Origin of the sequence: Flavobacterium sp. UBA7682, from assembly GCF_002482945.1 — a bacterium.
Lineage (GTDB): Bacteria > Bacteroidota > Bacteroidia > Flavobacteriales > Flavobacteriaceae > Flavobacterium.
The window spans coordinates 168,577-192,856 of record NZ_DLGY01000033.1; the positions used below are offsets into that span (position 1 = coordinate 168,577).

The following is a 24,280-nucleotide window of genomic DNA, read 5'->3' on the forward strand; positions in this document are numbered from 1 at the left end:
ATTTTAGAAAAACAATTCAGAAACCTTTTCGAAAAAGCAGCAGCTTCTAAAGGCGTAACAGGTGAAATCCTTTTACAATTATGCGAAGCTCGTTTAGATAACGTTGTATTCAGAATGGGAATTGCACCTTCAAGAAGAGCTGCAAGACAAATCGTTTCTCACCGTCACATCACTGTAAACGGAGAATTGGTAAACATCCCATCTTACCACTTGAAACCAGGTGACAAAGTTGCTGTTCGTGAAAAATCTAAATCTGTTGAAGCTATTGAGCGCTCATTAGCCAATTCTTCTCATGTATATGAGTGGATCACTTGGAATAATGATACTAAAGAAGGGACTTTTGTTTCCGTTCCTCAAAGACTTCAAATTCCAGAAAATATTAAAGAGCAATTAATCGTAGAGTTGTACAACAAATAATAATTGACATTAGTCTAAATTATGGCAATATTTAATTTTCAGAAGCCCGATAAAGTTATCATGATCGATTCAACCGATTTTGAAGGTAAGTTTGAATTCAGACCTTTAGAACCGGGATACGGATTGACAGTTGGTAATGCACTTAGAAGAGTTTTACTTTCTGCGTTAGAAGGTTATGCCATTACTTCGGTTCGTATCGAAGGAGTTGAGCATGAGTTTTCAACCATTTCAGGAGTTGTTGAAGATGTTACTGAAATTATCCTTAATCTTAAACAAGTACGTTTCAAACGTCAGATCGAAGATGTAGATAATGAAACAGTTTCTATCTCAATCTCAGGAAAAGACCAAATTACAGCAGGTGATTTTCAAAAATTCATCTCCGGTTTCCAAGTGTTAAACCCGGAACTGGTAATTTGTAACTTGGATAGCAAAGTTAACCTAAACATGGAATTAACTATCGAGAAAGGTCGTGGTTATGTTCCTGCTGAGGAGAACAAAAAACAAAATGCAGCAATTGGTACTATTTTTACAGATTCTATTTTTACTCCGGTAAAAAATGTAAAATACGCTATTGAAAACTTCCGTGTGGAGCAAAAAACAGATTACGAAAAATTAGTTTTTGAAATCAAAACTGATGGTTCTATCAATCCAAAAGATGCCTTAACAGAAGCTGCCAAAGTTTTAATTCACCACTTTATGTTATTCTCTGATGAGAGAATTACTTTAGAAGCTGATGAAATTGCGCAAACAGAATCTTATGACGAAGAATCTTTACACATGAGACAGTTGTTAAAAACTAAGCTTGTAGATATGGATTTATCAGTAAGAGCCTTAAACTGTTTGAAAGCAGCCGAAGTTGACACTCTTGGAGATCTTGTTTCTTTCAACAAAAACGACTTAATGAAGTTCCGTAATTTTGGTAAAAAATCGCTAACGGAGTTAGACGAATTGGTAGCCAATAAAAATTTAACTTTCGGGATGGATTTAGGTAAATACAAATTAGATAAAGAATAAATTACTTCATATTTTGCTCTCCAAGGTGGATTGAGCAAGATGAAGGTTAAAAAAACACGTCATGAGACACGGAAAAAAAGTAAATCACTTAAGCAGACAGACCGGACATAGAAAATCTATGTTGGCTAACATGGCTTGTTCTCTTATCGAGCACAAACGTATTAATACTACTGTCGCTAAAGCTAAAGCGCTTAAACAATTTGTTGAGCCATTAGTAACAAAATCAAAAGAAGATACTACGCACAACAGACGTATCGTTTTCGCTTACTTACGCAACAAATATGCCGTAACTGAATTATTCAGAGACGTAGCTGCAAAAGTAGGTGATCGTCCGGGTGGATATACTCGTATCATCAAAATGGGTAACCGTCTTGGAGATAACGCAGATATGGCCATGATTGAGTTAGTAGATTTCAACGAACTATACAACGGAGGTAAAAAAGAAGAGAAAAAAGCGAAAAGCCGTCGTGGTGGAAAAGCTAAAGCTACTTCTACTGCAGCTCCTGAAAAAGTGGAAGCTCCTGTGGTGGAAGCTGCTCCTGCACCAGTGGTGGAAGAAGTGGTTGAAACTCCGGTTGCAGAAGTTGTTGAAGCTCCGATTGTTGAGGAAACTCCAATCGCTGAAGCAGAAGCTCCTACAGCAGACGAAACTCCGGAAGCTCCGGCTGACGAAGAATCTAAAGAAGAGCAAGCCTAATGGTTGCCCACTCTTAAATATAAAGGATAAACGTTTTGTTTATCCTTTTTTTTTGGCTTGAATTGAACAAATATTTTGTTTTAAAGTCAGCAGCGAATGGTTCGGGATTTATCAGCCATCCATTTTCCCGCTGTTTGCACTACACGGTAGTCGCGTCCATCGGGGCTAGAGGAGAAACTAAAGGAATGTTTATAAACTTTTACAATTCCATTTTAATATAAGCCAACAATAAATTAATTTTGCACAACTACAACACAACAACATAATGAAGTATACGACACGACCACAAGCCATCTTACTGCTAGCAGACGGCACTATCTTTTACGGAAAATCAATCGGTATCTCGGGTAAAACCTTTGGCGAAGTTTGTTTCAACACCGGAATGACCGGTTACCAAGAAATCTTCACCGATCCGTCCTATTTCGGACAAATCATGGTAGCGACCAATCCACACATTGGTAATTACGGAGTAAACGCTAACGAAGTAGAAGCAGATAAAATCATGATTTCAGGGTTGGTTTGTAAAAACTTCAGCTTTACCCATTCTCGCCGTGATTCAGAAAGCAACCTATACGATTACTTCGAAAAAGAAAACCTAATCTGTATCTCAGACGTTGATACCAGAGCTTTGGTAAGTTACATCAGAGACCACGGAGCACAAAATGCCGTAATCTGCACAGACGGCACTCCGATAGAAGATTTAAAACAACAACTAGCCAACGTTCCCGATATGAAAGGTTTGGAATTGGCGTCAACAGTATCAGTAACAGAACCATATTTTTTCGGAGACGAAAAAGCTACTTATAAAATAGCAGCTCTCGACTTAGGAATCAAAAGAAACATCTTAAGAAACCTAGCCAAAAGAGATTGCTACATCAAAGTATTCCCATACAACGCCACTTTTGAAGAATTAAAATCTTTTAATGCTGATGGCTATTTCTTGTCAAACGGACCGGGCGATCCGGAACCGTTAGAAGGCGTTATTAAAGTAGCTGCAGCAATGATAGCTTCAGACAAACCGGTTTTCGGAATCTGTTTAGGGCATCAAATTATTGGTTTGGCCAATGGCGTTTCTACTTACAAGATGTTCAACGGCCACAGAGGAATCAATCATCCGGTAATGAATGTCTTGACCGGAAAAGGAGAAATCACCTCGCAAAATCACGGATTTGCGGTCAACAGGGAAGAATTGGAAAAACATCCTGATTTAGAAATCACCCATTACCATATCAACGACAATACTGTAGCCGGAATGCGAATGAAATCCAAAAACTGTTTCTCAGTACAATACCATCCGGAAGCCAGTCCGGGACCGCATGACTCTTCTTATTTGTTTGATGATTTTATAACCAACATAAAAAAGGCAAAGAATCTACTTGAAGTGTAAACTTTTGCCTCTTACTTATTAAATTTTTATACGGGGAATTATTCAGAAACAACATATTTGCTGTGGATGTTTTCAAATTCTCCGTTATTTTTTAGAAAAGTACCATTGGTTACAAACCAACTGTCATACAATATTTTTTTGGCAGATTGAATGGTATTATAAACTTCATAAAACGAATTCTTTTTAGCATTATAATTTCTAACAACCTTATTGTAGTTAGCAACTGTCTCGTTTGTTTGAGAGGCATTTGAATTCTTTAGTACTTGAAGTGCATTGTGTTCATCTACATATTCATTAAATAAGTTGGCGAATTTTGCTTTTTGACCATTGATGAAATTGGAGTATTTTATATTGGCATTGTTAAGCGTATTGTCTTTAAAATTGTCGTTGTACTGGGTTGTTTTTACCATTGTAGCTTCGTGCATAACGGTGATGCTGTTCAAGCAATCAGTAAATCCTTTTTTGTCTCTAGCTTTGATTACAGTAGTTAGTTTTTGGTCAATTACATTGATTTTATAGAACAAAATATTTTGATAAGCATTGTATTCTAATACATTCTTTCCGTTGCTGCTTTTGAAATTGATATTGTATTTGGTTCCAAAGGCTTTCTTGTTTTTCTCGTAGCTTTTCATCTCATCATAATAGCTGGCAAGGTCTTTTTCTTTTTGATTAAAATTTACGCCAATTTCCGCCAAAGACAAAGTGCTTTGATAATCATAATCGTTTAAAATTAAACTTCCATTAAGCAATGATTCTATCGTTTTTTGGTTCATTTTGATAAAACTGTCTCTAAGCAAAGTATTGTTTTCAAATCCTTTATTGTTGTTTCTTAAATTGGCATTAATACTTTCTAATTTCTCTACAATTTTCCCGGCAGTAGCTTTAGATCTTGAAGCCAATTGCGTTTCTACTATAGTCACTGAATAATCCATCAATGATTTCTTAATAAACATCTCGTTCTTTCCAAAGTCATCCATGTAAGCATTGATATAACGATAATCTTGAGAGTATAAGGAAGTAGGAGCAAAGCCAACCAATAGAATTAAGCAAAGTATACTTGATAAATTGTTTTTTAAGATGTTTTTAAAAGATGAATTTTTCATGACAGATGTATTTAATTATTACTGTAAAATTAGACACAACTCGAGAGTACATTGTTATCTAATATTTTATTAAAGTTGTATAATTAATGGTAAAACCAATTGGTTGGAAGTTTTGATTCTAACTAAAACGATTGCGTTTATAAGTTGTGCAAATAATTAATAATCTCGTTTTTAAATTTCTTAAATTTGTGAACCTAATTAAAATCTAAAAACAATATACTATGAGCATTATCATAAAAGTTCACGCAAGACAAATCCTTGATTCCAGAGGAAATCCAACCATTGAAGTAGATGTAGTAACCGAAAACGGTGTTTTAGGACGTGCGGCTGTTCCAAGTGGTGCTTCAACCGGAGAACACGAAGCAGTAGAATTGAGAGACGGCGGGAAAGCCTATATGGGGAAAGGTGTTTTGAAAGCGGTTAAGAATGTAAATGAGACTATCGCTTCTGAATTAATGGGTGTTTCTGTTTTCGAACAAAATCATATCGACCAATTAATGATTGAATTGGATGCAACACCAAACAAATCAAACCTTGGTGCCAACGCTATTTTAGGCGTTTCTTTGGCAGTGGCCAAAGCAGCTGCAAACGAATTAGGTTTGCCATTATACCGTTACGTTGGTGGTGTTTCTGCCAATACTTTACCGGTACCCATGATGAACATCATTAACGGTGGTTCACACTCTGATGCGCCGATCGCGTTCCAAGAGTTTATGATTATGCCCGTAAAAGCCACTTCGTTTACGCATGCGATGCAAATGGGAACTGAAATTTTTCACAACTTGAAAAAAGTTTTACACGACAGAAATTTGTCTACTGCGGTAGGTGATGAAGGAGGTTTTGCACCAAATCTTGCCGGTGGAACAGAAGATGCTTTGGATACGATTAAAAAAGCAGTTGAAAATGCCGGGTACAAATTCGGTGACGAGATAATGATAGCGCTTGATTGTGCTGCATCTGAATTTTATGTCGACGGAAAATACGATTACACCAAATTCGAAGGCGCCACCGGAAAAATCAGGACATCAAAAGAACAAGCAGAATATTTAGCGTCATTGGCTACGAACTATCCAATCATTTCTATCGAAGACGGAATGTATGAAGACGATTGGGAAGGCTGGAAATACTTAACCGAATTAATCGGGAACAAAACACAATTAGTAGGTGACGATTTATTCGTAACCAATGTAGAGCGTTTGTCTCGTGGAATTAATGAAGGAATCGCGAATTCAATTTTAGTAAAAGTAAACCAAATCGGTACTTTGACGGAAACGATTGCAGCCGTAAACATGGCGCACAACGCCGGTTATACCTCAGTAATGTCACACCGTTCGGGAGAAACGGAAGACAATACGATTGCCGATTTAGCGGTTGCTTTGAACTGTGGACAAATCAAAACCGGATCGGCTTCTCGTTCAGACCGTATGGCGAAATACAATCAATTATTAAGAATCGAGGAAGAATTAGGCGATACGGCCTATTTTCCCGGCGTAAGAGCTTTTAAACAAAAATAATTTTCAATCATTATAAAATGTCAACACCCAACAGTTTTATCAATTTGTTGGGTGTTTTTTTATTTTATAAGTTCTAATTGATATTCAAAAGAATAAGCCCTTTTGAAGCGTAATTTTTTTCTTATTTTAGCACTCGAAACAACTGCCGAAGCGCGGCCGAATTGTAAGGAGCGTAGCGGAATAACAACTTAACTATGAAAAAATATTACATCTTAGTGCTTTCTGTTTTTGGATTAATGCTGACTTCAAAAGCACAAACTGCAATCCCGATTTATGACAATGTATTGTTCTATGACGGGTATGCTGCATTGGTAAATGTCCCTACTGATCCCGATGTTATGCGATTGAGAAACGATTTGTTTACTAAAAAACTGACTACTGATATATTAGATCATGTTGGGAGTACACTTCAACTAAATGTATTGATTACTGCAGCTTGTGATAATTATGACAGAATCGGAAATGTGAATTTGGCTTTAGTGCCAAAGGGAGCAGCAACCTACAATCCTGATACAACAAGTCGAATAGAATTAGGCAGATTTATCACGCCTTTTATGAATAAAAATATCGAGCCAAGTTCGGTTCCTTATACTTTTACAGTCAACAATGCTGCCAAAATTTTAAAGGACAGTTACCTGAATTCAATTTATGATTTTTGGATTGAATTAGAAGTTTTTGGTGTGCCTTATGCTGCCAATACCCAAGTGGCTGGTTGTGCCGGAAGAAATGATGTCTTTTTTGGCACTTTAGAATTTGTAACCAATGAAGATACCACAATTCCAAATGACACTTTTATTTTGCCTTTAAACTTTAAAAAAGATTTGAATAATTACGCGACTGGTGCTTCAGATGCAATAGGAACAACGGTTAGAACTATTAATTTCAACCTTGATTCACCAATCAATAACGCCAAGTTTCATTTGATCACATCCAATCACGGAGCCAATTCAGGTGGAGAAGAATACAACAGAAGATGGCATTATATTTCTTTAGATTCTAATCAGATATTGTCTTATCGTCCGGGCGAAACTACATGTGAACCATACAGGGTTTTCAATACACAACCTAATGGGATTTATGGGGCAAGTCCAAGAACTCCTGCGCAATGGCAATCTTTTAGCAATTGGTGTCCGGGTTCGGTTATTCCAATTCGTGAAATAGCTTTAGGGAATTTAAGCGCCGGGAATCATTCCTTTGTAATCTCTGTTCCCGATGCTGTTTTTGTTGGCGCACAAGGATATATTCCTGTTTCATTATACTTGCAAGGCGACAATACTGTTTTGAATGTCGAAAGTTTTACTCAGTTAGATTTTGATTATTATCCAAATCCAACCAGAGATAACATTACCGTTAATGCCAATAGCATGATTAATTCAATAGAATTGTATGATGTGCAAGGAAGAGTTTTAATAAAAAAAGTAGCTGACGAAACTCAGGTTAGTCTTGATGTCTCAAATTATTCAAACGGAATCTATTTCCTAAAAGTAAATTCGGATAATGGTGAGAAAACCAAGAAGATTGTAAAAGAGTAGGTTGAACACATAAATTTGCGGCAAAAGAAAATTCCTTTAAAGAATCTTCTTTTGCCGTTTTTTATTTTCAAACGAGAGTAGTACTTTTGCGCATGCAACACAACGTACTTATTTTAGATTTCGGTTCGCAATACACACAACTTATTGCACGCCGCGTTCGCGAATTAAATATATTCTGCGAAATTTTCCCTTTTAATCATTTTCCAGATGATTTATCGTCCTACAAAGCAGTTATCCTTTCGGGTAGCCCTTATTCCGTAAGAGCCGAAGACGCTCCTCATCCTGATTTATCTCAAATTCGCGGCAAAATGCCTTTACTCGCTGTTTGCTATGGTGCGCAATATTTAGCTCATTTCAATGGTGGTGAAGTAGCGCCAAGTAATATTCGTGAATACGGTAGAGCGAATTTGTCTTTCATCAAAGACGACGAAGCCTTTTTTGAAGAAGTAGCTTTGAATAGTCAGGTTTGGATGAGTCATAGCGATACTATCAAACAATTGCCAGCCAATGGAGTTTTGTTAGCCAGTACCAAAGACGTGGCCAATGCTGCTTACCGTATCGAAGGTGAAATAACTTATGCGATTCAATTCCACCCCGAAGTATACCATTCTACGGACGGAAAGCAAATTTTGGAAAACTTCTTGGTGAAAATTGCCGAAGTGCCTCAGAATTTTACGCCAAATGCTTTCGTAGAAGATTGTGTGAAAGATTTACAAGACAAGGTTGGGAATGACAAAGTGGTTTTAGGACTTTCCGGTGGTGTAGATTCAACAGTAGCTGCTGTTTTATTACACAAAGCCATTGGCAAAAACCTCTATTGTATTTTTGTAAACAACGGTTTGTTGCGAAAAAATGAATTCGAAAATGTATTACACCAGTACAAGGATATGGGATTAAACGTAAAAGGCGTTGATGCTTCAGAACGTTTTCTTTCTGCCTTAGACGGAATTGAAGAGCCGGAAGCCAAACGAAAAGCCATCGGGCGTGTTTTTATCGAAGTGTTTGATGATGAAGCACATCGCATTGAAAATGTAAAATGGTTGGCACAAGGAACTATCTATCCTGATGTAATCGAATCCGTTTCGGTAAAAGGACCATCAGCGACTATAAAGTCACATCATAATGTTGGTGGTTTGCCGGATTTTATGAAACTCCAAATCGTAGAACCGTTGCGTATGCTTTTTAAAGATGAAGTACGTCGCGTTGGAAAAACATTGGGTATCGATCCTGAACTTTTAGGGAGACATCCGTTTCCCGGGCCCGGATTATCAATCAGAATTTTGGGTGCAATAACCCCTGAAAAAGTTAGAATTTTGCAAGAAGTCGACGCTGTTTTTATCAACGGATTAAAAGAACATGGTTTGTACGATAAAGTTTGGCAAGCCGGAGCTATTTTATTGCCGGTCAATAGTGTTGGTGTGATGGGTGATGAGCGTACTTATGAAAAAGTGGTAGCGCTTCGTGCTGTAGAATCAACTGATGGAATGACGGCAGATTGGGTTCATTTGCCTTATGATTTCTTAATGAAAATCTCTAACGAAATTATCAATAAAGTAAAAGGTGTGAACAGAGTGGTTTATGATATCAGTTCAAAACCGCCTGCAACAATAGAATGGGAATAGTTTTTGTTAACAGTAAATAGTTAATGAAAAAAGAGTGAATTACCATTGCAAGTCAAAAGTTTTGTTAACTTTAACGTTAAATAAATGACCAATTTATGAAAAACCGAATTATTTTCTCACTGCTTTTTGTCTTTGGAACAGCCTTTTCTATGATGGCCAGACAGGACAAATATGTTAAGCACACTGTTGCCAAAGGAGAAACTATTACGTTAATCGCTCAAAAATATAAAGTTACTCCTTTTGATATTTATAAACTAAACCCAGATTCCCAAAACGGAATTGAATTGAACAGCGTTTTATTAATTCCGCCATCTACAGCAGAAAATACAATCACTGCTCCAAAGCAAACGCAACCTAAAACCAATTCAAAACCAACCACACATTTGGTGCAACCTAAAGAAACGCTTTTTAGTGTTTCAAGAAAATATGGAGTTTCGGTTGACGCAATAAAAGAAGCCAATGCAGAGTTGTTGAAAGAAGGTTTGAAAATTGGGCAAACGATAAAAATTCCTTCTGGTGTTGTAAGTCAAGAGACTTATGCCAAACCGCTTACGGAAAAACCTATTGTGGCGCCAAAAGAGACTTCAAAACCTGTTGTAAAAAATGAACCAAAAGTAGAAACTCTAAAAGGAAATACTACTTATCATATAATTGAACCCAAGGAAACCAAATATGGTATTTCTAAAAAATACGGTATGACCATCCAAGAGTTGGAAAGACTAAATCCAGCAATTGTAAGTGATTTTCCTGTTGGTTTGAAATTAGTGGTTTCGGGAAATGTTCCGGCAACTGTTTCAAAACCTGTTGAATCGGCTGAACCAATCAAAGACCTGTCAAAAGAGGTTAATCCAAATTCAGGTAAAAAATATTTACAAGAATATGTAGTCAAGCCCAAAGAAACGATTCAAAGTATTGCAGCCGATTTTGGAATTACTGAAACCGAATTAATTCAGTTGAATCCTGAATTGAAAAAAGGAATAAAATTAGGTATGATTTTACGCGTGCCCATGGGTCAAAAAATAAATATCCCCAAAAAGGAGCAAGGCAATTTGATGAAGAATTTAAATACTAATGCGAGAAAACAACTCGCATTACTTTTGCCTTTTAATATTTCAAGAATCGAAAACGATACGGTAAATTCTACTCAAGCACGTTTGAAAAAAGATAAGTTTCTGAATTTAACCTTGGATTTTTATTCCGGTGCTTTGATGGCGATAGATTCCGCCAAAGTTTTAGGGATGAATGTCGATATCAAAATTTTAGATTCTCAAGAAACCAAAAGTACTTCCAACGTAGCGAATTTGGTTCAACAAAATAATTTAGCCGGCATGGACGCCATTATCGGGCCATTTTATCAGTCTAATGTCGAGAAGTTAGCCGAATTGGTGGAGCCAACCAAAACACCTGTTATTTCTCCATTGTCGAAAGAAGTTGGCCAAAATTATTCCAATATGTATCAATCCATGCCGTCTTTAGAACAAATGCGTGGTTCGATTTTTGAGTTTATGAAAGCCAAAGGAGGCAATATTATTGCTGTGGTTGATGCTAAAAAAGGCAGTGTCAAACAATATATTCAGGAAATGCAAAGTGAGACAAAACTGGTTGGGTTAAGTGCAAAAGGTTCTTTTATTGCTGACAGTTTGAGAATTCATTTGCAGAAAGATAAAATGAATTATGTTTTATTGGCTTCTGAAAGTACAGGAATGATTTTGGCCACGACCAATGCGATGCTGGCTGCTCAAAAAGAATATCAAATGCAATTGGTCATCATGGAACCCAATGAAACTTTGGATTTTGAAGAGATATCCTTAACGCGTTTGACCAAATTAAAATTGTTGTATCCATCGCTATCAAGACCAAACGAGACAGTTGAAGCCAATCAGTTTGATGCCAAATACAAAAAGCTCAATAAAATCATCCCTAATCAGTACGCTATTCGTGGTTTTGATGTAACATTTGATGTACTGTTGCGCTTGTCTCAAGAAAAAACTTTCGAAGAAACGGTTCAAACCGATGCTTCAGAGCAAATGGAAAATAAATTTGATTACAGCCAAAATGCTACTTACGGTTACTCCAATAACGGCATCTACATTTTGTACTACGACACCGATTTAACCATCAAAGAAGCTTTATAATGCCAACCTCAAAAGTTACCTATTTAGGAGATTTAAGAACGTCTTCTATTCATTTGCAATCCGGAAGCGAAATCATTTCTGATGCTCCATTAGACAACAATGGCAAAGGAGAAGCCTTTTCGCCAACGGATACTGTCGCCAATGGGTTTGCCACTTGCATGATGACGGTAATGGGCATCAAAGCGCGTGAAATGGGTATCGATTTTACAGGTTCAACGGCAGAAGTAACTAAGATTATGGCGGCTGATCCTAGACGTATCTCTGAAATTCATGTGACTTTTGAAATGAATATCGAAGCTGATGAAAAAACCAAAACCATTTTGGAAAGAACCGCATTAACTTGTCCGGTACATTTCAGTTTGCATCCCGATATCAAAAGGGAAATTGTTTTTAATTGGAAGTAATTTTGAACGACCAACAAAAACTCCTCATCAAACTCGCGCACACCAAAATGCCGTTCGGCAAATATGAAGGTTACTATCTAATAGATTTGCCTGAGTATTACGTGGTTTGGTATTCCCAAAAAGGCTTCCCAAAAGGACAACTCGGTGAACAACTCCAACTCGTTTACGAACTCAAATTAAATGGTTTGGAAGAATTGGTACGGAATATCAAAAAGCAATATCCTAAGAAAGATTATTAAATTCTTAGATTGTTTTTTCTAAAAATCTAACGATCTAACAATCTAACAATCGAATTATAATTGTATTTTTGCCTCGTTTTTTACAACAACAACACAACAACATAATCTACAATGAATCCAACACAAACAAAATACATTTTTGTTACCGGCGGTGTGACATCTTCCTTAGGGAAAGGAATCATCGCAGCTTCTCTGGCCAAGTTACTACAGGCTAGAGGTTATCGAACGACCATACAAAAGTTTGATCCTTACATCAATGTCGACCCCGGAACTTTAAATCCATACGAACACGGAGAATGTTTCGTAACGGATGACGGTGCGGAAACCGATTTGGATTTAGGACATTACGAGCGTTTCTTAAACGTTCCCACTTCGCAAGCGAATAACGTGACTACCGGAAGAGTGTATCTTTCTGTGATTGAAAAGGAACGAAGAGGTGAATTTTTAGGCAAAACGGTTCAGGTGGTTCCTCATATCACCAATGAAATTAAAGACCGCATGCAATTGCTTGGACAATCAGGTGATTTTGACATCGTAATTACAGAAATCGGTGGAACGGTCGGTGATATCGAATCGTTGCCATATATCGAGTCGGTGCGTCAATTGGTTTGGGAATTGGGTGAATCTAATTCATTGGTCATTCATTTGACTTTAGTTCCTTATTTGGCGGCAGCCGGAGAATTAAAGACAAAACCAACACAACACTCGGTAAAAACGCTGATGGAAAGCGGTATTAAAGCCGACATCTTAGTGTGCAGAACCGAACACGAATTATCGGACGAGTTGCGTCAAAAGTTAGCGCTATTCTGTAACGTAAAACGTGAAGCCGTTATCCAATCTATCGATGCTTCAACGATTTATGAAGTGCCGAATTTGATGTTGGAAGAAGGTTTAGACATCGTTGCGTTAAAAAAATTAAATTTGCCTAAAAAAGCCGCCCCGGATTTAAAAAACTGGAATACTTTTTTACACCGATTAAAACATCCGAAGCAAACCGTAAACGTAGGTTTGGTTGGAAAATATGTAGAATTACAAGATTCATACAAATCGATTTTAGAAGCGTTTATTCACGCCGGAGCTGCCAATCAAACTAAAGTAAACGTAATCAGCATTCACTCGGAATATCTTGATGAAAACTCTGCAGCTGAACAATTACAAGGTTTAGATGGAATATTGGTGGCACCTGGTTTTGGTGGTCGCGGGATTGAAGGAAAAATTGAAACGGTTCGTTATGCCAGAGAAAATAACATTCCGTTTTTCGGAATTTGTTTGGGAATGCAAATGGCGGTAATCGAATATTCAAGAAATATACTCGGTTTGAAAGATGCGAATTCAACTGAGATGAATGAGGAAACAAAACATCCGGTAATTTCTATCATGGAAGAACAAAAAAACATCACCGATAAAGGCGGGACAATGCGTTTGGGTGCTTGGAAATGTGATTTGACTGAAGGAAGTTTGGCCTATGAAATTTATGGCAAAAGCCAAATTCAAGAACGTCACCGTCACCGTTATGAGTTTAACAATGAATACAGAAAACAACTGGAAGCTGCCGGGTTGACTGCTTCGGGAGTAAATCCTGATACCGGTTTGGTAGAAATCATCGAATTAAAAAATCATCCTTTTTTCATCGGTGTTCAATACCATCCGGAATATAAGAGTACTGTTGCAAATCCACACCCAATTTTTGTTAGCTTTGTGGCCGCAATGGTAAAACATAAAAAATAATGCTTATTGCTTAGAGCCTATTGCTTAAAGCTTAATTATATAAAAATGGAACAAAAGAAATTTGATTTTAATTCGATTATCGGCTTTGCTTTAATCTTCGTGATTATCCTTTGGATGATGTACAATAACAGACAAGATGAAGTAAAAGATCAGGACAAAGCCAAAACAGAAAAAGCAGCAGAAACTAAGGCGAAAGCAGAAACAACGAAAGAAGTTCCTCAAACCATAGCAGATACTTCGGTTGCCGATTCGGTTAAAATTCAAAAACTACAAGGAACACTAGGAAGCTTTGCTTACTCGGCTACTTTGCCTTCTGCTAAAGAAAACTTCACTACTATCGAGAATGAATTAATGGTATTGAAAGTTGCTAATAGAGGTGGTTATATTGCTGAAGCTACTTTAAAAAACTACAAAAAGTTCGATAAAAATTCGAAAGAACTGGTTGAATTAATCAAAAAAAACAATGCCAGTTTCAACTTGCAGTTGTTAACCAAAGACAACCGAGTGTTGAATACCAAAGATTTATTCTTTGAGCCAACTTTGACTACTGTTGACGGAAATCAAGTGCTTTCAATGAAACTAAAGTCGAGTGCCAATGCCTATTTGGAATACAAATATGTGTTGAAACCAAAAGATTACATGCTTGATTTTGACATTCGTTCTCAAGGGTTGAATACTGCGCTGAATACTTCAAAACCAGCAGATTTCCAATGGGATATGAAAACCTACAGAAACGAGAAAAGTATAGCGTATGAGAATCGTTATGCCGAAATCGTATTTGAGTATGAAGACGGAAAAGATGATTATGTAGGACAAGGAAAAGACAAAGAAGAAACACCTGAAAAGGTAACTTATATCGCTTACAAACAGCATTTCTTTACTTCGATTTTATTGACTAAAACACCTTTTGCATCGGCTAAATTGAAATCAAATGATTTGGTAGACGATGAAAATATTGATACCACTTTTACCAAAGAATTCAAAACAACTTCTGCTTTAGCGTTTGCTAATGGCGAATTGGATTATAAAATGAATTGGTATTATGGTCCGTCGGATTATAAAATATTAAATGAGTATGACAGAAACTTAGACGAAATTATCCCGTTAGGTTGGGGTATTTTCGGCTGGATAAACAAGTTTATTTTTGTGCCGTTATTCGGTTTCTTGGGTACGTTTATGGGATTGGGAATTGCGATTATTGTATTTACAATCTTAATCAAAATAGCGATGTCGCCAATTACTTTTAAATCTTTCTTGTCGCAAGCCAAGATGAAAGTATTGCGTCCCGAAATCATGGAAATTGGAGAAAAATTCAAAAAAGATCCAATGAAAAAGCAACAAGAAACGATGAAGTTGTACAACAAAGCCGGTGTAAATCCGATGGCTGGTTGTATTCCGGCATTGATTCAGATTCCGTTTATGTATGCTTCGTTCCAATTCTTCCCGTCAGCGATTGAGTTGAGACAAAAAGGATTCCTTTGGGCAGACGATTTATCTTCATTTGACGAAATCGTTAAATTGCCTTTCTACATTCCGGTTTATGGTGATCACATCAGTTTGTTTCCAATCTTGGCGTCGATAGCGATTTTCTTTTATATGAAAATGACTTCTGGTGACCAAATGATGGCACAACCACCACAAGACGGTATGCCTGACATGGGGAAAATTATGAAAATCATGATTTATTTGTCGCCGGTAATGATGTTGTTGTTCTTCAATAATTACGGTTCAGGTTTGAGTTTGTATAACTTTATTTCTAACTTAATTACCATCGGAATTATGTTGGTGATTAAAAAGTACTTTATCAACAGCGATAAAATTCATGCCCAAATTCAAGAGAATAAAACCAAGCCAAAAACGGAAGGTAAGTTCCAGAAAAAGATGCGTGAAATGATGGAACAAGCTGAAGAGCAAAAAAAGCTTCAAAACAAAAAGAAATAATTTCCGAAATATAAATTTTCAAAACTCTGTTTAAAAATATATCTTTAAACAGAGTTTTTTTATTTTACAGCTATGAAAGTGCTAATCATCGGTTTTGGCAACATGGGGAAAACCTATGCAAACAGTTTTATCAGTTCGAGATTTATCAAGCCGGAAGACATTTTTGCTCTGGTCAGAAATGGTAATTTTTCAGGAAAGGAGAACGGAATCCCGGAAGGCAATTTTTCGACTACAGCGGCTAAAGAAATCGGTGATTTTGACATCATCATTTTAGCCGTAAAACCACAAGATTTTGGTCATTTGGCGCAAGCTGTAAAACCCTTTTTGAAGAATTCGCAAATCATTTTTTCGGTCATGGCCGGAATTACTTTGGCAACTATAGAAAAGCAATTGTCTTGTTCCAAGATTGTGCGTTCGATGCCCAATATTCCAACACAAATCGGAATGGGAATGACGGTTTTTACAGCTTCTGCCAATGTAGATAGAAAGGAACTTTTTATTATTCAAAACCTAATCAACACCACCGGGAAATCGGTTTATGTAGAGAACGAAAAACTCATTGATGCCGCGACAGCCATTTCAGGTAGCGGACCGGCTTATGTCTTCTATTTCATGCAATCCATGATAAAAGCTGCGGTTGATTTAGGGTTTAATGAATCGGAAGCGGAATTGCTAGTCAATCAAACTTTTATGGGTTCGGTGGCGATTCAGAACAGCTATTCCTTATCCAACCAAGAATGGATTGCGAAAGTCGCTTCCAAAGGCGGAACTACTGAAAGTGCGCTACGCGTTTTTGAAAAAGGAAGTTTAGAAAACACGATTGTTGAAGCGGTTAAAGCGGCGAACGACAGAGCATTAGAATTAGGTTCATAAAAAAAGCGCAACTCATTAAAGTTGCGCCTTCATTTTCATAACAATTTTTATTATTATAGAGCAGGTTGTAAAACTCTGTTCACACCGTGAATTACACCATTAGAAGCTTGAATGTCTGCTTGGAATACTCTCGATAAATTATTTGCAGTATCACGAATATCTACTGTGTTGGTTCCTAGAATAACAGTTGTATTTTGAACAGGATTTGTAAACATTGGAACAACTTGATTATTTGTCAGTTGAGTTGAACGCACATTTCCAGCGGTAGTGACGTGGTACTGTAATACTTTAGTAACTTGAGCAGCAGTTGCACCATTAGCAAAACCACCTGTGCCCAATGCTGTTGTAAATGCAGCATTATTTGGAGCAAAAAGAGTAGCAGGAGCTGACGCAGTAAGTCCGGATAAAGCGGTCAAGACAGCAGCTTGGTCAACACTTGTTACCACTGTTTGCAAAGTTTCAAATTCAGGGTTATCAACCACGTGGTCAACCAAAGTAGGAATTTGAATTACTCTATTTACAATATGGATAACACCATTACTGGCATCAACATCGGCAGTAGTTACAACAGCACCCTTGCTGTCAATACCACCATTCAAGGTCACAATTGCCCCTGATTTTTGAACAAACATGCTAATTCTTGGTGAATTTGTTGCAGAGCTAAATGGAGAAAGAGTAGTAACGTAAGTTGAAGCTGGAATTGCTGAGCTCAGAATTTCTGAATCGATAACGTGATTTAATAAAATACTTCTCAATACATTTACGTCAACATTATTAACATTCACGTTTGCACCAAGTGAGGCAAAAAATGTAGTGAATGCGCTATTTGTTGGAGCAAATACAGTAAACTGTCCGGCTCCGTCAAGAGTTGATGTCAATCCAGTACGATTTAGTGCCGTTACTAATGTTGAGAAATCGGGATTAGCCGTTGCAATTTCTGCAATAGTTTGAGGTTGATTTGAATTGTTGTCGTCATCACTACAGGATAACATAGTCAATGCAATACATGCAATAGACATTTTTTTGATTAGATTTTTCATGGTTATTTTGTTTAATGTTTCGGCTAAATTATGAAACATTGTTCAACAAAAAACGAAGAAGAATAAACAAAATAACAATTTATAAATACTTTAACAGTTTTGTTTAAGGTAGTTAAATGTCGATATTACAGTTGTTTATAAATAGAATAAGTAGTTTTGTAGTTCATTGCTATCTGATTAACTTCAAAAAGTTAAACAGAAATAACGCTATGTTTTAAAATATTTTTAACAATCAGCGGATACTAAAAAAATATATTCTCCGTTTATATAATAACTTTAAATTTGTGGCTCTTATTTAATACCAATCAATGACATTTCTTATGAAGTATATTTTCCTTTTTTTATTACAAACAGTTGTTCTTTTTGCACAAGATTTTAACAGATTAGACGAAAACGGTAAGAAGCATGGCGTGTGGAAAGGCATTTTTGAAGAGTCAAAACGACCACGATATGAAGGTACTTTTGAACATGGTAAAGAAATTGGGTTGTTTAAATTTTTTGATGATACTAAAGCAGGAACTGTTATAGCTACAAGAGATTTCAATGTAAAAGATAATTCTTGTTATACCATTTTTTACAATCAAAAAGGAAGTAAGGTTAGTGAAGGAAAGGTTGTCAATAAAAAGTTTGAAGGTGAGTGGAAATATTACCATTTTGATTCTCCTCAAATAATGACTTTAGAATTTTATGCAAATGGTAAATTGAATGGTGTTAGAAAAGTATACTACAAGAGCGGACAAATTGCTGAAGAAACTACCTATAAAAATGGTGTCAAAGAAGGATTGTATAAAAGCTATGCCGAAAACAGTGTCATAATTGAAGAAAGCAATTATAAAAATGATCAATTGGATGGTTTGGCCGTTTACAAAGATGCTACCAATAAAATAACCGGTCAAGGCTCTTTCAAAAACGGAAAAAAAGTAGGTATATGGAAAGTCCTTGAAAAAGGAAAGGTGAAAGAGGTTAACATGAACTACGAAAACAAAAATTTCAAAAGACCCAAAATGCCTAAACAACCGACTGAATAAATCATTGGTCTTATCCCAAGGAGATAAGTTTTGATTACCACTTCATTGTTTTAACTGATGTCTGAACGTGAAATTATTCGGATTTTGAGTTAACTTTGCAACACCCGAATCTCGTCCTAAAGACGAGAAGAACGGAACGAAGTTAAAATTTTCGCTGCTATAAAATGAAAAGAGTTGTTGTCGGTCTTTCCGGAGGTGTTGATTCCAGTGTTGCTGCTTATTTGTTAAAAGAACAAGGCTATGAAGTCATTGGTCTTTTTATGAAGAATTGGCATGACGATTCGGTTACCATTTCCAATGAATGTCCATGGCTAGAAGACAGTAACGACGCACTACTCGTAGCTGAAAAATTGGGAATTCCTTTCCAAACAGTTGATTTAAGCGAACAATACAAAGAAAAAATCGTGGACTATATGTTCAACGAATACGAACAAGGACGCACGCCCAATCCGGATGTATTGTGCAATCGCGAAATTAAGTTTGATGTTTTTATGAAAATCGCTTTAAGTTTGGGAGCTGATTATGTCGCAACCGGACATTACTGTCGAAAAGGAACCATCGAAAAAGATGGAAAAGAAATTTTTCAATTGTTAGCCGGAAAGGATGGTAATAAAGACCAATCTTATTTTTTGTGTCAATTATCACAAGAACAATTGTCAAAATCTTTATTTCCCATAGGTGAATTAACCAAACCGGAAGTTCGTGAAATTGCTCTTCAACTGGATTTAGTTACCGCAGAAAAGAAAGATTCTCAAGGTCTTTGCTTTATCGGTAAAGTTCGTTTGCCCGAATTTTTGCAACAACAATTACAACCCAAAGAAGGATTTATTTATGAAATCACCGCTGGTGATGAAATTTATAATCAAGAAATACCAACTTTCCATTCGTTAGAAGAACAATTGGCTTTTGAAGCCAAAGGGATTTCTTATACTTCCGATAGCGGAAAAGTAGTAGGCAAACACCAAGGGGCTCATTATTTTACCATTGGACAAAGAAAAGGACTAAACGTGGGCGGAACCAAAGAAGCGCTTTTTATCATCTCCACTGATGTAAAAACCAATGCTATTTATACCGGTCAAGGTGTAAGTCATCCCGGTTTGTTTAAAAAGACATTACGAGTTCAACCTGCCGAAATTCATTGGATTCGAGAAGATTTGGCTTTAAAAAATGGAGAAACCATGGAAGTAATAGCGCGTATTCGTTATCGTCAACCTTTGCAAAAAGCTACTTTGTACCAATTTGAAAGTGGTTTATATGTTTCTTTTGACGAACCACAATCGGCTATTACTGAAGGACAGTTTGTTGCGTGGAATATTGGCGATGAATTAGTGGGTTCAGGAGTTATTTCATAAATTAGCACATCACAAAAGTAAAGGCGATGAACAAACTATTACTTATTGCATTTTTCCTATTTAGTTTTTTAGGATATGCTCAAGAAGATGCTTGGGTTTATTTTAATGACAAACCCAATGCGCAAACTTTTTTAGACAATCCATTGACCATGTTAACCCAAAAAGCATTGGATAGAAGGACAGCACAAGGCATTGCGTTGAATGTCAGCGATGCACCCATTGAACAATCTTATATTGATCAAATTATAGCAGCCGAAGGAATTGAAGTCAAAGCCCAATCCAAATGGCTGAATTGTCTTCACATCCGAGGAAACGTTACCGATATTGAAGCTTTGACGAGTTTGACTTTTGTAAATCACATTCGCTATGCAGATCATTCTTTGAATGCTAAAATGCCACTACAGACTGCGATTAATTCGGTGAATAAACAATTGGATACCCAGGAAACTTTTGCTTATGGCAATTCATTGAATCAAGTTTCGATGCTTAATGCACATTTGTTACACCAACAAGATTTTACCGGTTCAGGCAAAATTATTGCAGTTATGGATTCAGGTTTTTCTGCAGTAAATACAATTACTCCGTTTGACAGAATGTTCAACAATGGTTTGTATTTGGGCGGATATAATTATGTTGGTGGCAATACCAATGTTTTTTCGTCTCACAACCACGGAACTATGGCATTGTCTTGCATGTCGGGCTATGTAGAAGGACAATTGGTTGGAACTGCACCTGATGCACAATACTATTTATACATTACAGAAGATATTTCAAGTGAAAACCCTGTAGAAGAAAGTTACTGGGTTCAAGCTGCCGAAGAAGCCGATAGGGTTGGTGCCGATGTGATTTCGACTTCATTGGGTTATTTTGGCTATGATAATCCAAATTACAGTTATACTTATTCTGATATGACAGGCGATAAAGCTTTTGCTTCTCAAGGGGCTAATATAGCTTTTAGTAAAGGTATGGTAGTAGTTGCCAGTGCAGGAAATTCCGGAAATTCAGCTAATCCAAATATTGGAGTTCCGGCCGAAGCGACTAATGTTTTGGCGGTTGGCGCCGTTCAGTTTAATGAACAGTATGCTGCTTTTAGTTCTATCGGACCAAGTTTTGACGGCAGAATAAAGCCTGATGTGATGGCCAAAGGACAAAGTACTACTTTAGCAAATACAACCGGAAATGTTGTTACGGCAAGCGGAACTTCCTTTTCTTGTCCGGTGATGGCTGGTGCGATAGCGAGTTTTTGGCAAGCGATTCCTTGGGCATCAAACCAACAAATTGTTGATTTTGTAAAACAATCCGCAGATAGATTCCTGAATCCTACGGACGAATATGGTTATGGAATTCCTGATTTTGAATTGGCATTAAATATGGCTTTGCTTTCAGTGAACGATAATGTTGTAGGTAGATTTTTAGTTTATCCAAATCCAGCCAATACTATAATTTCAGTTTCTTTCCCTAATGGTTTTGAAGTAGCTAAAATGTCTCTTTATAATAATTTGGGACAAATGGTTTTAGAGAAAGAAATCAGTGCTAACCAACAACTTTCTCTCGAGCATTTAACTTCCGGAATGTATTATTATAAAATCAAGAGTAACGCATTGGAACAATCCGGAAAAATTATCAAGCATTAAATTTCAATCATTTTTGATTTAGATGAATAAAATCACCCAACTTTTTAAGATTAAATACCCAATTATTCAAGGCGGAATGATTTGGAATAGTGGCTATAAATTAGCGAGTGCTGTCAGTAATGCCGGTGGATTAGGATTAATTGGCGCCGGATCGATGTATCCTGACGTTTTGAGAGAACACATTCAAAAATGTAAAACTGTAACGGACAAACCTTTTGGGGTAAATGTGCCGATGTTGTATCCTAATATTGAAGAAATTATTCAAATCATAATCGAAGAAGGTGTTAAAATTGTTTTCACTTCAGCGGGAAATCCAAAAACCTGGACCAGTTACTTAAAGGAGAAAGGAATTACTGTTGTGCATGTAGTGAGCAGTTCTAAATTTGCTCTAAAAGCCCAGGAAGCCGGAGTTGACGCTGTAGTAGCCGAAGGTTTTGAAGCTGGAGGACATAATGGAAGAGAGGAAACGACCACATTAACCTTGATTCCCATGGTGAAAGAACAAATTTCAATTCCGTTGATTGCCGCAGGTGGAATTGCAACCGGTCGCGGCATGTTGGCCGCGATGGTTTTAGGCGCTGATGGCGTTCAAATAGGTTCTCGTTTTGCAGCATCTTTTGAAAGTTCGGCCCATGACAATTTCAAGAATACTATAATCAACACCAAAGAAGGAGATACACAATTAACTTTGAAAGAATTGGCACCGGTTCGTTTGATAAAAAATAAATTCTATAACGATCTCCAAGAATTATATGCAAAATGCCCAAGTCCTGAGGAATTGAAAATACTTTTAGGAAGGGCAAGAGCTAAGCGCGGCATGTTTGAAGGAGATTTGGAGGAAGGCGAATTAGAGATAGGGCAAATTGCCGGATTGATTCATGAAATCAAATCAGTTGAAAATATTGTAGCAGAAATCATTTCTGAATTTGAATTTGTCAAGCAAGAACTACAACGTCCAATATTTTAACCATTTTAGTTTTACAATTTATTGTTAATAAGATTGCATTTCAGTGTAATCTTGTTAACAATTTTTATTTTTCTGAGGTTCTTAAAAATTCTTAATAACTTCTTTTTTTTGGGTTTTCTTTTTTTAAATGATTGTACGTCAGTAAAATATGCTTGTGTTGTGTTGTTAGGAAGTTGTTAATAATGTTGATTATTTTGTTTATAACATTTTAATAAGTCAAAATTTGTCGCCTAAATTATAAGTAATATAGTGGTGGTAATTTTACTTTGACTAATACTATAGATTCGCAACTGAATTAAATGTTCTTTCTGGTTGAAGTTTTATTGTTTCATATGAAAAGGAGTGATGTTGTACGGATTTAAATTGTATTAAATAGAACTGCTTATGAGAATAACTACTCTCGCCAAAAATTATTTTTTCTACTGTGTTTTGATACTAACACTATTTGGGCAGAATGGTTTCGTTTATTCTCAATGTCCAACAGTAACAAATACTGCGCAATCTTTTTGCGACACCCAATCTCCTACTATTGCCAGTTTGCAAGCTGTCGATAATGGAGGTGGAATTAAATGGTATGCTACTGCAACTTCAAATACTCAACTTACCAATTCAACGGTATTAATCAATGGAGAGGATTATTTTGTCGATGATAATACCGGTAATTGTGGGCCAAGGCAGAGTGTTACAGTTACAATATATTCTGCGCCAACCGGTGCCAATTTTCAAGGGGTTTGTGTGACCAGTTTGAGTCAAGCGACCCCATCTAATCCACAATTTGTTATCAATGGGAATAATTTACAATGGTATACTACACCCAATGGTGGAACAGCACTTTCTCCTACAGCAATTTTAACTGATAATACAATATATTATATAAGTCAAACGAATCCGGATACAGGTTGTCAGACTTCCAGACTTTCTGTTTTTGTAAATGTTGGATTGGTTCCGACGCCGCTGGGAAGTGCTGTTCAGGAATTTTGTAATATTCCAGGGAGCCCGCCAACTGTGGGTGATTTAGTAGCTTCTGGGAATAATAATTGGTATTTAACATCAGCCTTTGGAATACCGTTAGATCTTTCAACGCCATTGGTTAACGGACAATTTTATTATGCAACTACTGTTGATCCGCCATGTGAAAGTAGCATTAGGCTTGAGGTTTTGGTTAATCTTTACGAACCCAATGATGCCGGAAGTAATGGAAACAGAAGTATTTGTGTGAATGAAATAGCTACTACAATTCCGTTTGATCTGTTTAATCTATTAGGAGGAACACCTGACAACACGGGTGTTTGGAGCGGTCCAATTTTAACCACAAATGGATTTCAAGGAACTTTAGATGTTTCTACTATGACACTCTTAGGTAGTCCTTATGTATTTACTTATACAGTTTCCTCTGCTTTATGTGCTAATGATACATCGACTGTTACAATTACAATTTTGGGATTGCCAACAGCAACAGTATCGGTAAGTCCAACACCTTCGTGCTCCGGAAGTCCAGCGACTTTTACATTTACCGGTACACCAAATGCGACAGTTACTTATAATATCAATGGCGGTGCGAATCAAACAATCACTTTAAACGGAACAGGCACAGCAACTTTAACCGGAACTTACACTGCGAATACGACAGTAAACATTGTCAGTGTGGCGAGT

Annotated in this window: 19 protein-coding genes and 1 pseudogene; 18 read left to right on the top strand and 2 right to left on the bottom strand. The window is 36.8% G+C overall.

From position 1 onward, the window contains the following. The 4 genes and pseudogenes from rpsD to carA form a co-directional block, all read left to right on the top strand. Positions 1-417: 30S ribosomal protein S4 (gene rpsD, locus B3C16_RS09365; RefSeq protein WP_291131114.1), on the top strand; the 417-nt coding region annotated here is incomplete at its 5' end. A gap of 21 nt (positions 418-438) precedes the next feature. Next, complete coding sequence (locus tag B3C16_RS09370; protein WP_121312871.1) at positions 439-1,431, top strand: DNA-directed RNA polymerase subunit alpha; 993 nt, start codon at positions 439-441, stop codon at positions 1,429-1,431. A gap of 61 nt (positions 1,432-1,492) precedes the next feature. After that, positions 1,493-1,966, top strand: a pseudogene (gene rplQ, locus B3C16_RS09375) (50S ribosomal protein L17); the annotation flags it as partial. 427 nt (positions 1,967-2,393) lie between these two features. Then, complete coding sequence (carA, locus tag B3C16_RS09380; RefSeq protein WP_121312873.1) at positions 2,394-3,515, top strand: glutamine-hydrolyzing carbamoyl-phosphate synthase small subunit; 1,122 nt, start codon at positions 2,394-2,396, stop codon at positions 3,513-3,515. A 38-nt stretch (positions 3,516-3,553) separates the two neighbouring features. Here carA and B3C16_RS09385 read toward each other — a convergent pair whose 3' ends face one another. Next, positions 3,554-4,618, bottom strand: a complete 1,065-nt coding sequence (locus tag B3C16_RS09385; protein ID WP_291131118.1) for a hypothetical protein — start codon at positions 4,616-4,618, stop codon at positions 3,554-3,556. Positions 4,619-4,839: 221 nt separating this feature from the next. On the opposite strand from B3C16_RS09385, the gene eno reads away from it, so the two are divergent. From eno to proC, 9 genes are all read left to right on the top strand, one after another. After that, positions 4,840-6,132, top strand: coding sequence for a phosphopyruvate hydratase (eno, locus tag B3C16_RS09390; RefSeq protein ID WP_121312875.1), 1,293 nt, complete (start codon positions 4,840-4,842; stop codon positions 6,130-6,132). A 194-nt stretch (positions 6,133-6,326) separates the two neighbouring features. Next, complete coding sequence (locus B3C16_RS09395) at positions 6,327-7,664, top strand: peptide-N-glycosidase F-related protein (RefSeq protein ID WP_291131121.1); 1,338 nt, start codon at positions 6,327-6,329, stop codon at positions 7,662-7,664. A 92-nt stretch (positions 7,665-7,756) separates the two neighbouring features. Beyond that, positions 7,757-9,286: a glutamine-hydrolyzing GMP synthase gene (guaA, locus tag B3C16_RS09400; RefSeq protein ID WP_291131124.1), complete on the top strand. Its 1,530-nt coding sequence runs from the start codon at positions 7,757-7,759 to the stop codon at positions 9,284-9,286. A gap of 95 nt (positions 9,287-9,381) precedes the next feature. Next, positions 9,382-11,421: a LysM peptidoglycan-binding domain-containing protein gene (locus B3C16_RS09405; protein WP_291131126.1), complete on the top strand. Its 2,040-nt coding sequence runs from the start codon at positions 9,382-9,384 to the stop codon at positions 11,419-11,421. Beyond that, positions 11,421-11,825, top strand: a complete 405-nt coding sequence (locus B3C16_RS09410; RefSeq protein WP_121312879.1) for an OsmC family protein — start codon at positions 11,421-11,423, stop codon at positions 11,823-11,825. Before B3C16_RS09405 ends, B3C16_RS09410 begins: the two co-directional genes overlap by 1 nt. A gap of 2 nt (positions 11,826-11,827) precedes the next feature. Beyond that, entirely contained in the window at positions 11,828-12,064 is a 237-nt protein-coding gene (locus tag B3C16_RS09415) for a DUF3820 family protein (RefSeq protein WP_121315002.1), read from the top strand. Between the two features lie 111 nt (positions 12,065-12,175). Beyond that, positions 12,176-13,792, top strand: coding sequence for a CTP synthase (locus tag B3C16_RS09420; protein ID WP_291131129.1), 1,617 nt, complete (start codon positions 12,176-12,178; stop codon positions 13,790-13,792). A 45-nt stretch (positions 13,793-13,837) separates the two neighbouring features. Beyond that, positions 13,838-15,733: a membrane protein insertase YidC gene (yidC, locus tag B3C16_RS09425; protein ID WP_291131131.1), complete on the top strand. Its 1,896-nt coding sequence runs from the start codon at positions 13,838-13,840 to the stop codon at positions 15,731-15,733. A 72-nt stretch (positions 15,734-15,805) separates the two neighbouring features. After that, positions 15,806-16,606, top strand: a complete 801-nt coding sequence (gene proC / locus B3C16_RS09430) for a pyrroline-5-carboxylate reductase (protein ID WP_291131133.1) — start codon at positions 15,806-15,808, stop codon at positions 16,604-16,606. 53 nt (positions 16,607-16,659) lie between these two features. Here the strand turns inward: proC and B3C16_RS09435 are convergent, their stop codons facing one another. Then, entirely contained in the window at positions 16,660-17,646 is a 987-nt protein-coding gene (locus B3C16_RS09435; RefSeq protein ID WP_291131135.1) for a fasciclin domain-containing protein, read from the bottom strand. Positions 17,647-17,966: 320 nt separating this feature from the next. Between B3C16_RS09435 and B3C16_RS09440 the strand changes: the two genes are divergently transcribed. The 5 genes from B3C16_RS09440 to B3C16_RS09460 all read left to right on the top strand — a co-directional run. Further along, positions 17,967-18,674: a toxin-antitoxin system YwqK family antitoxin gene (locus B3C16_RS09440; RefSeq protein WP_291131137.1), complete on the top strand. Its 708-nt coding sequence runs from the start codon at positions 17,967-17,969 to the stop codon at positions 18,672-18,674. A 164-nt stretch (positions 18,675-18,838) separates the two neighbouring features. Next, positions 18,839-20,026 (top strand): tRNA 2-thiouridine(34) synthase MnmA, encoded by a 1,188-nt coding sequence (mnmA, locus tag B3C16_RS09445; RefSeq protein ID WP_291131139.1) that lies wholly within the window; start codon positions 18,839-18,841, stop codon positions 20,024-20,026. Positions 20,027-20,052: 26 nt separating this feature from the next. Further along, a complete protein-coding gene (locus B3C16_RS09450) occupies positions 20,053-21,660 on the top strand; it encodes a S8 family serine peptidase (RefSeq protein ID WP_291131141.1) in 1,608 nt (535 codons plus the stop codon). A 22-nt stretch (positions 21,661-21,682) separates the two neighbouring features. Continuing rightward, complete coding sequence (locus tag B3C16_RS09455; protein WP_291131143.1) at positions 21,683-22,627, top strand: NAD(P)H-dependent flavin oxidoreductase; 945 nt, start codon at positions 21,683-21,685, stop codon at positions 22,625-22,627. 384 nt (positions 22,628-23,011) lie between these two features. Beyond that, a partial coding sequence (locus tag B3C16_RS09460) for a hypothetical protein (protein ID WP_414655261.1) occupies positions 23,012-24,280 on the top strand: 1,269 nt, incomplete at its 3' end.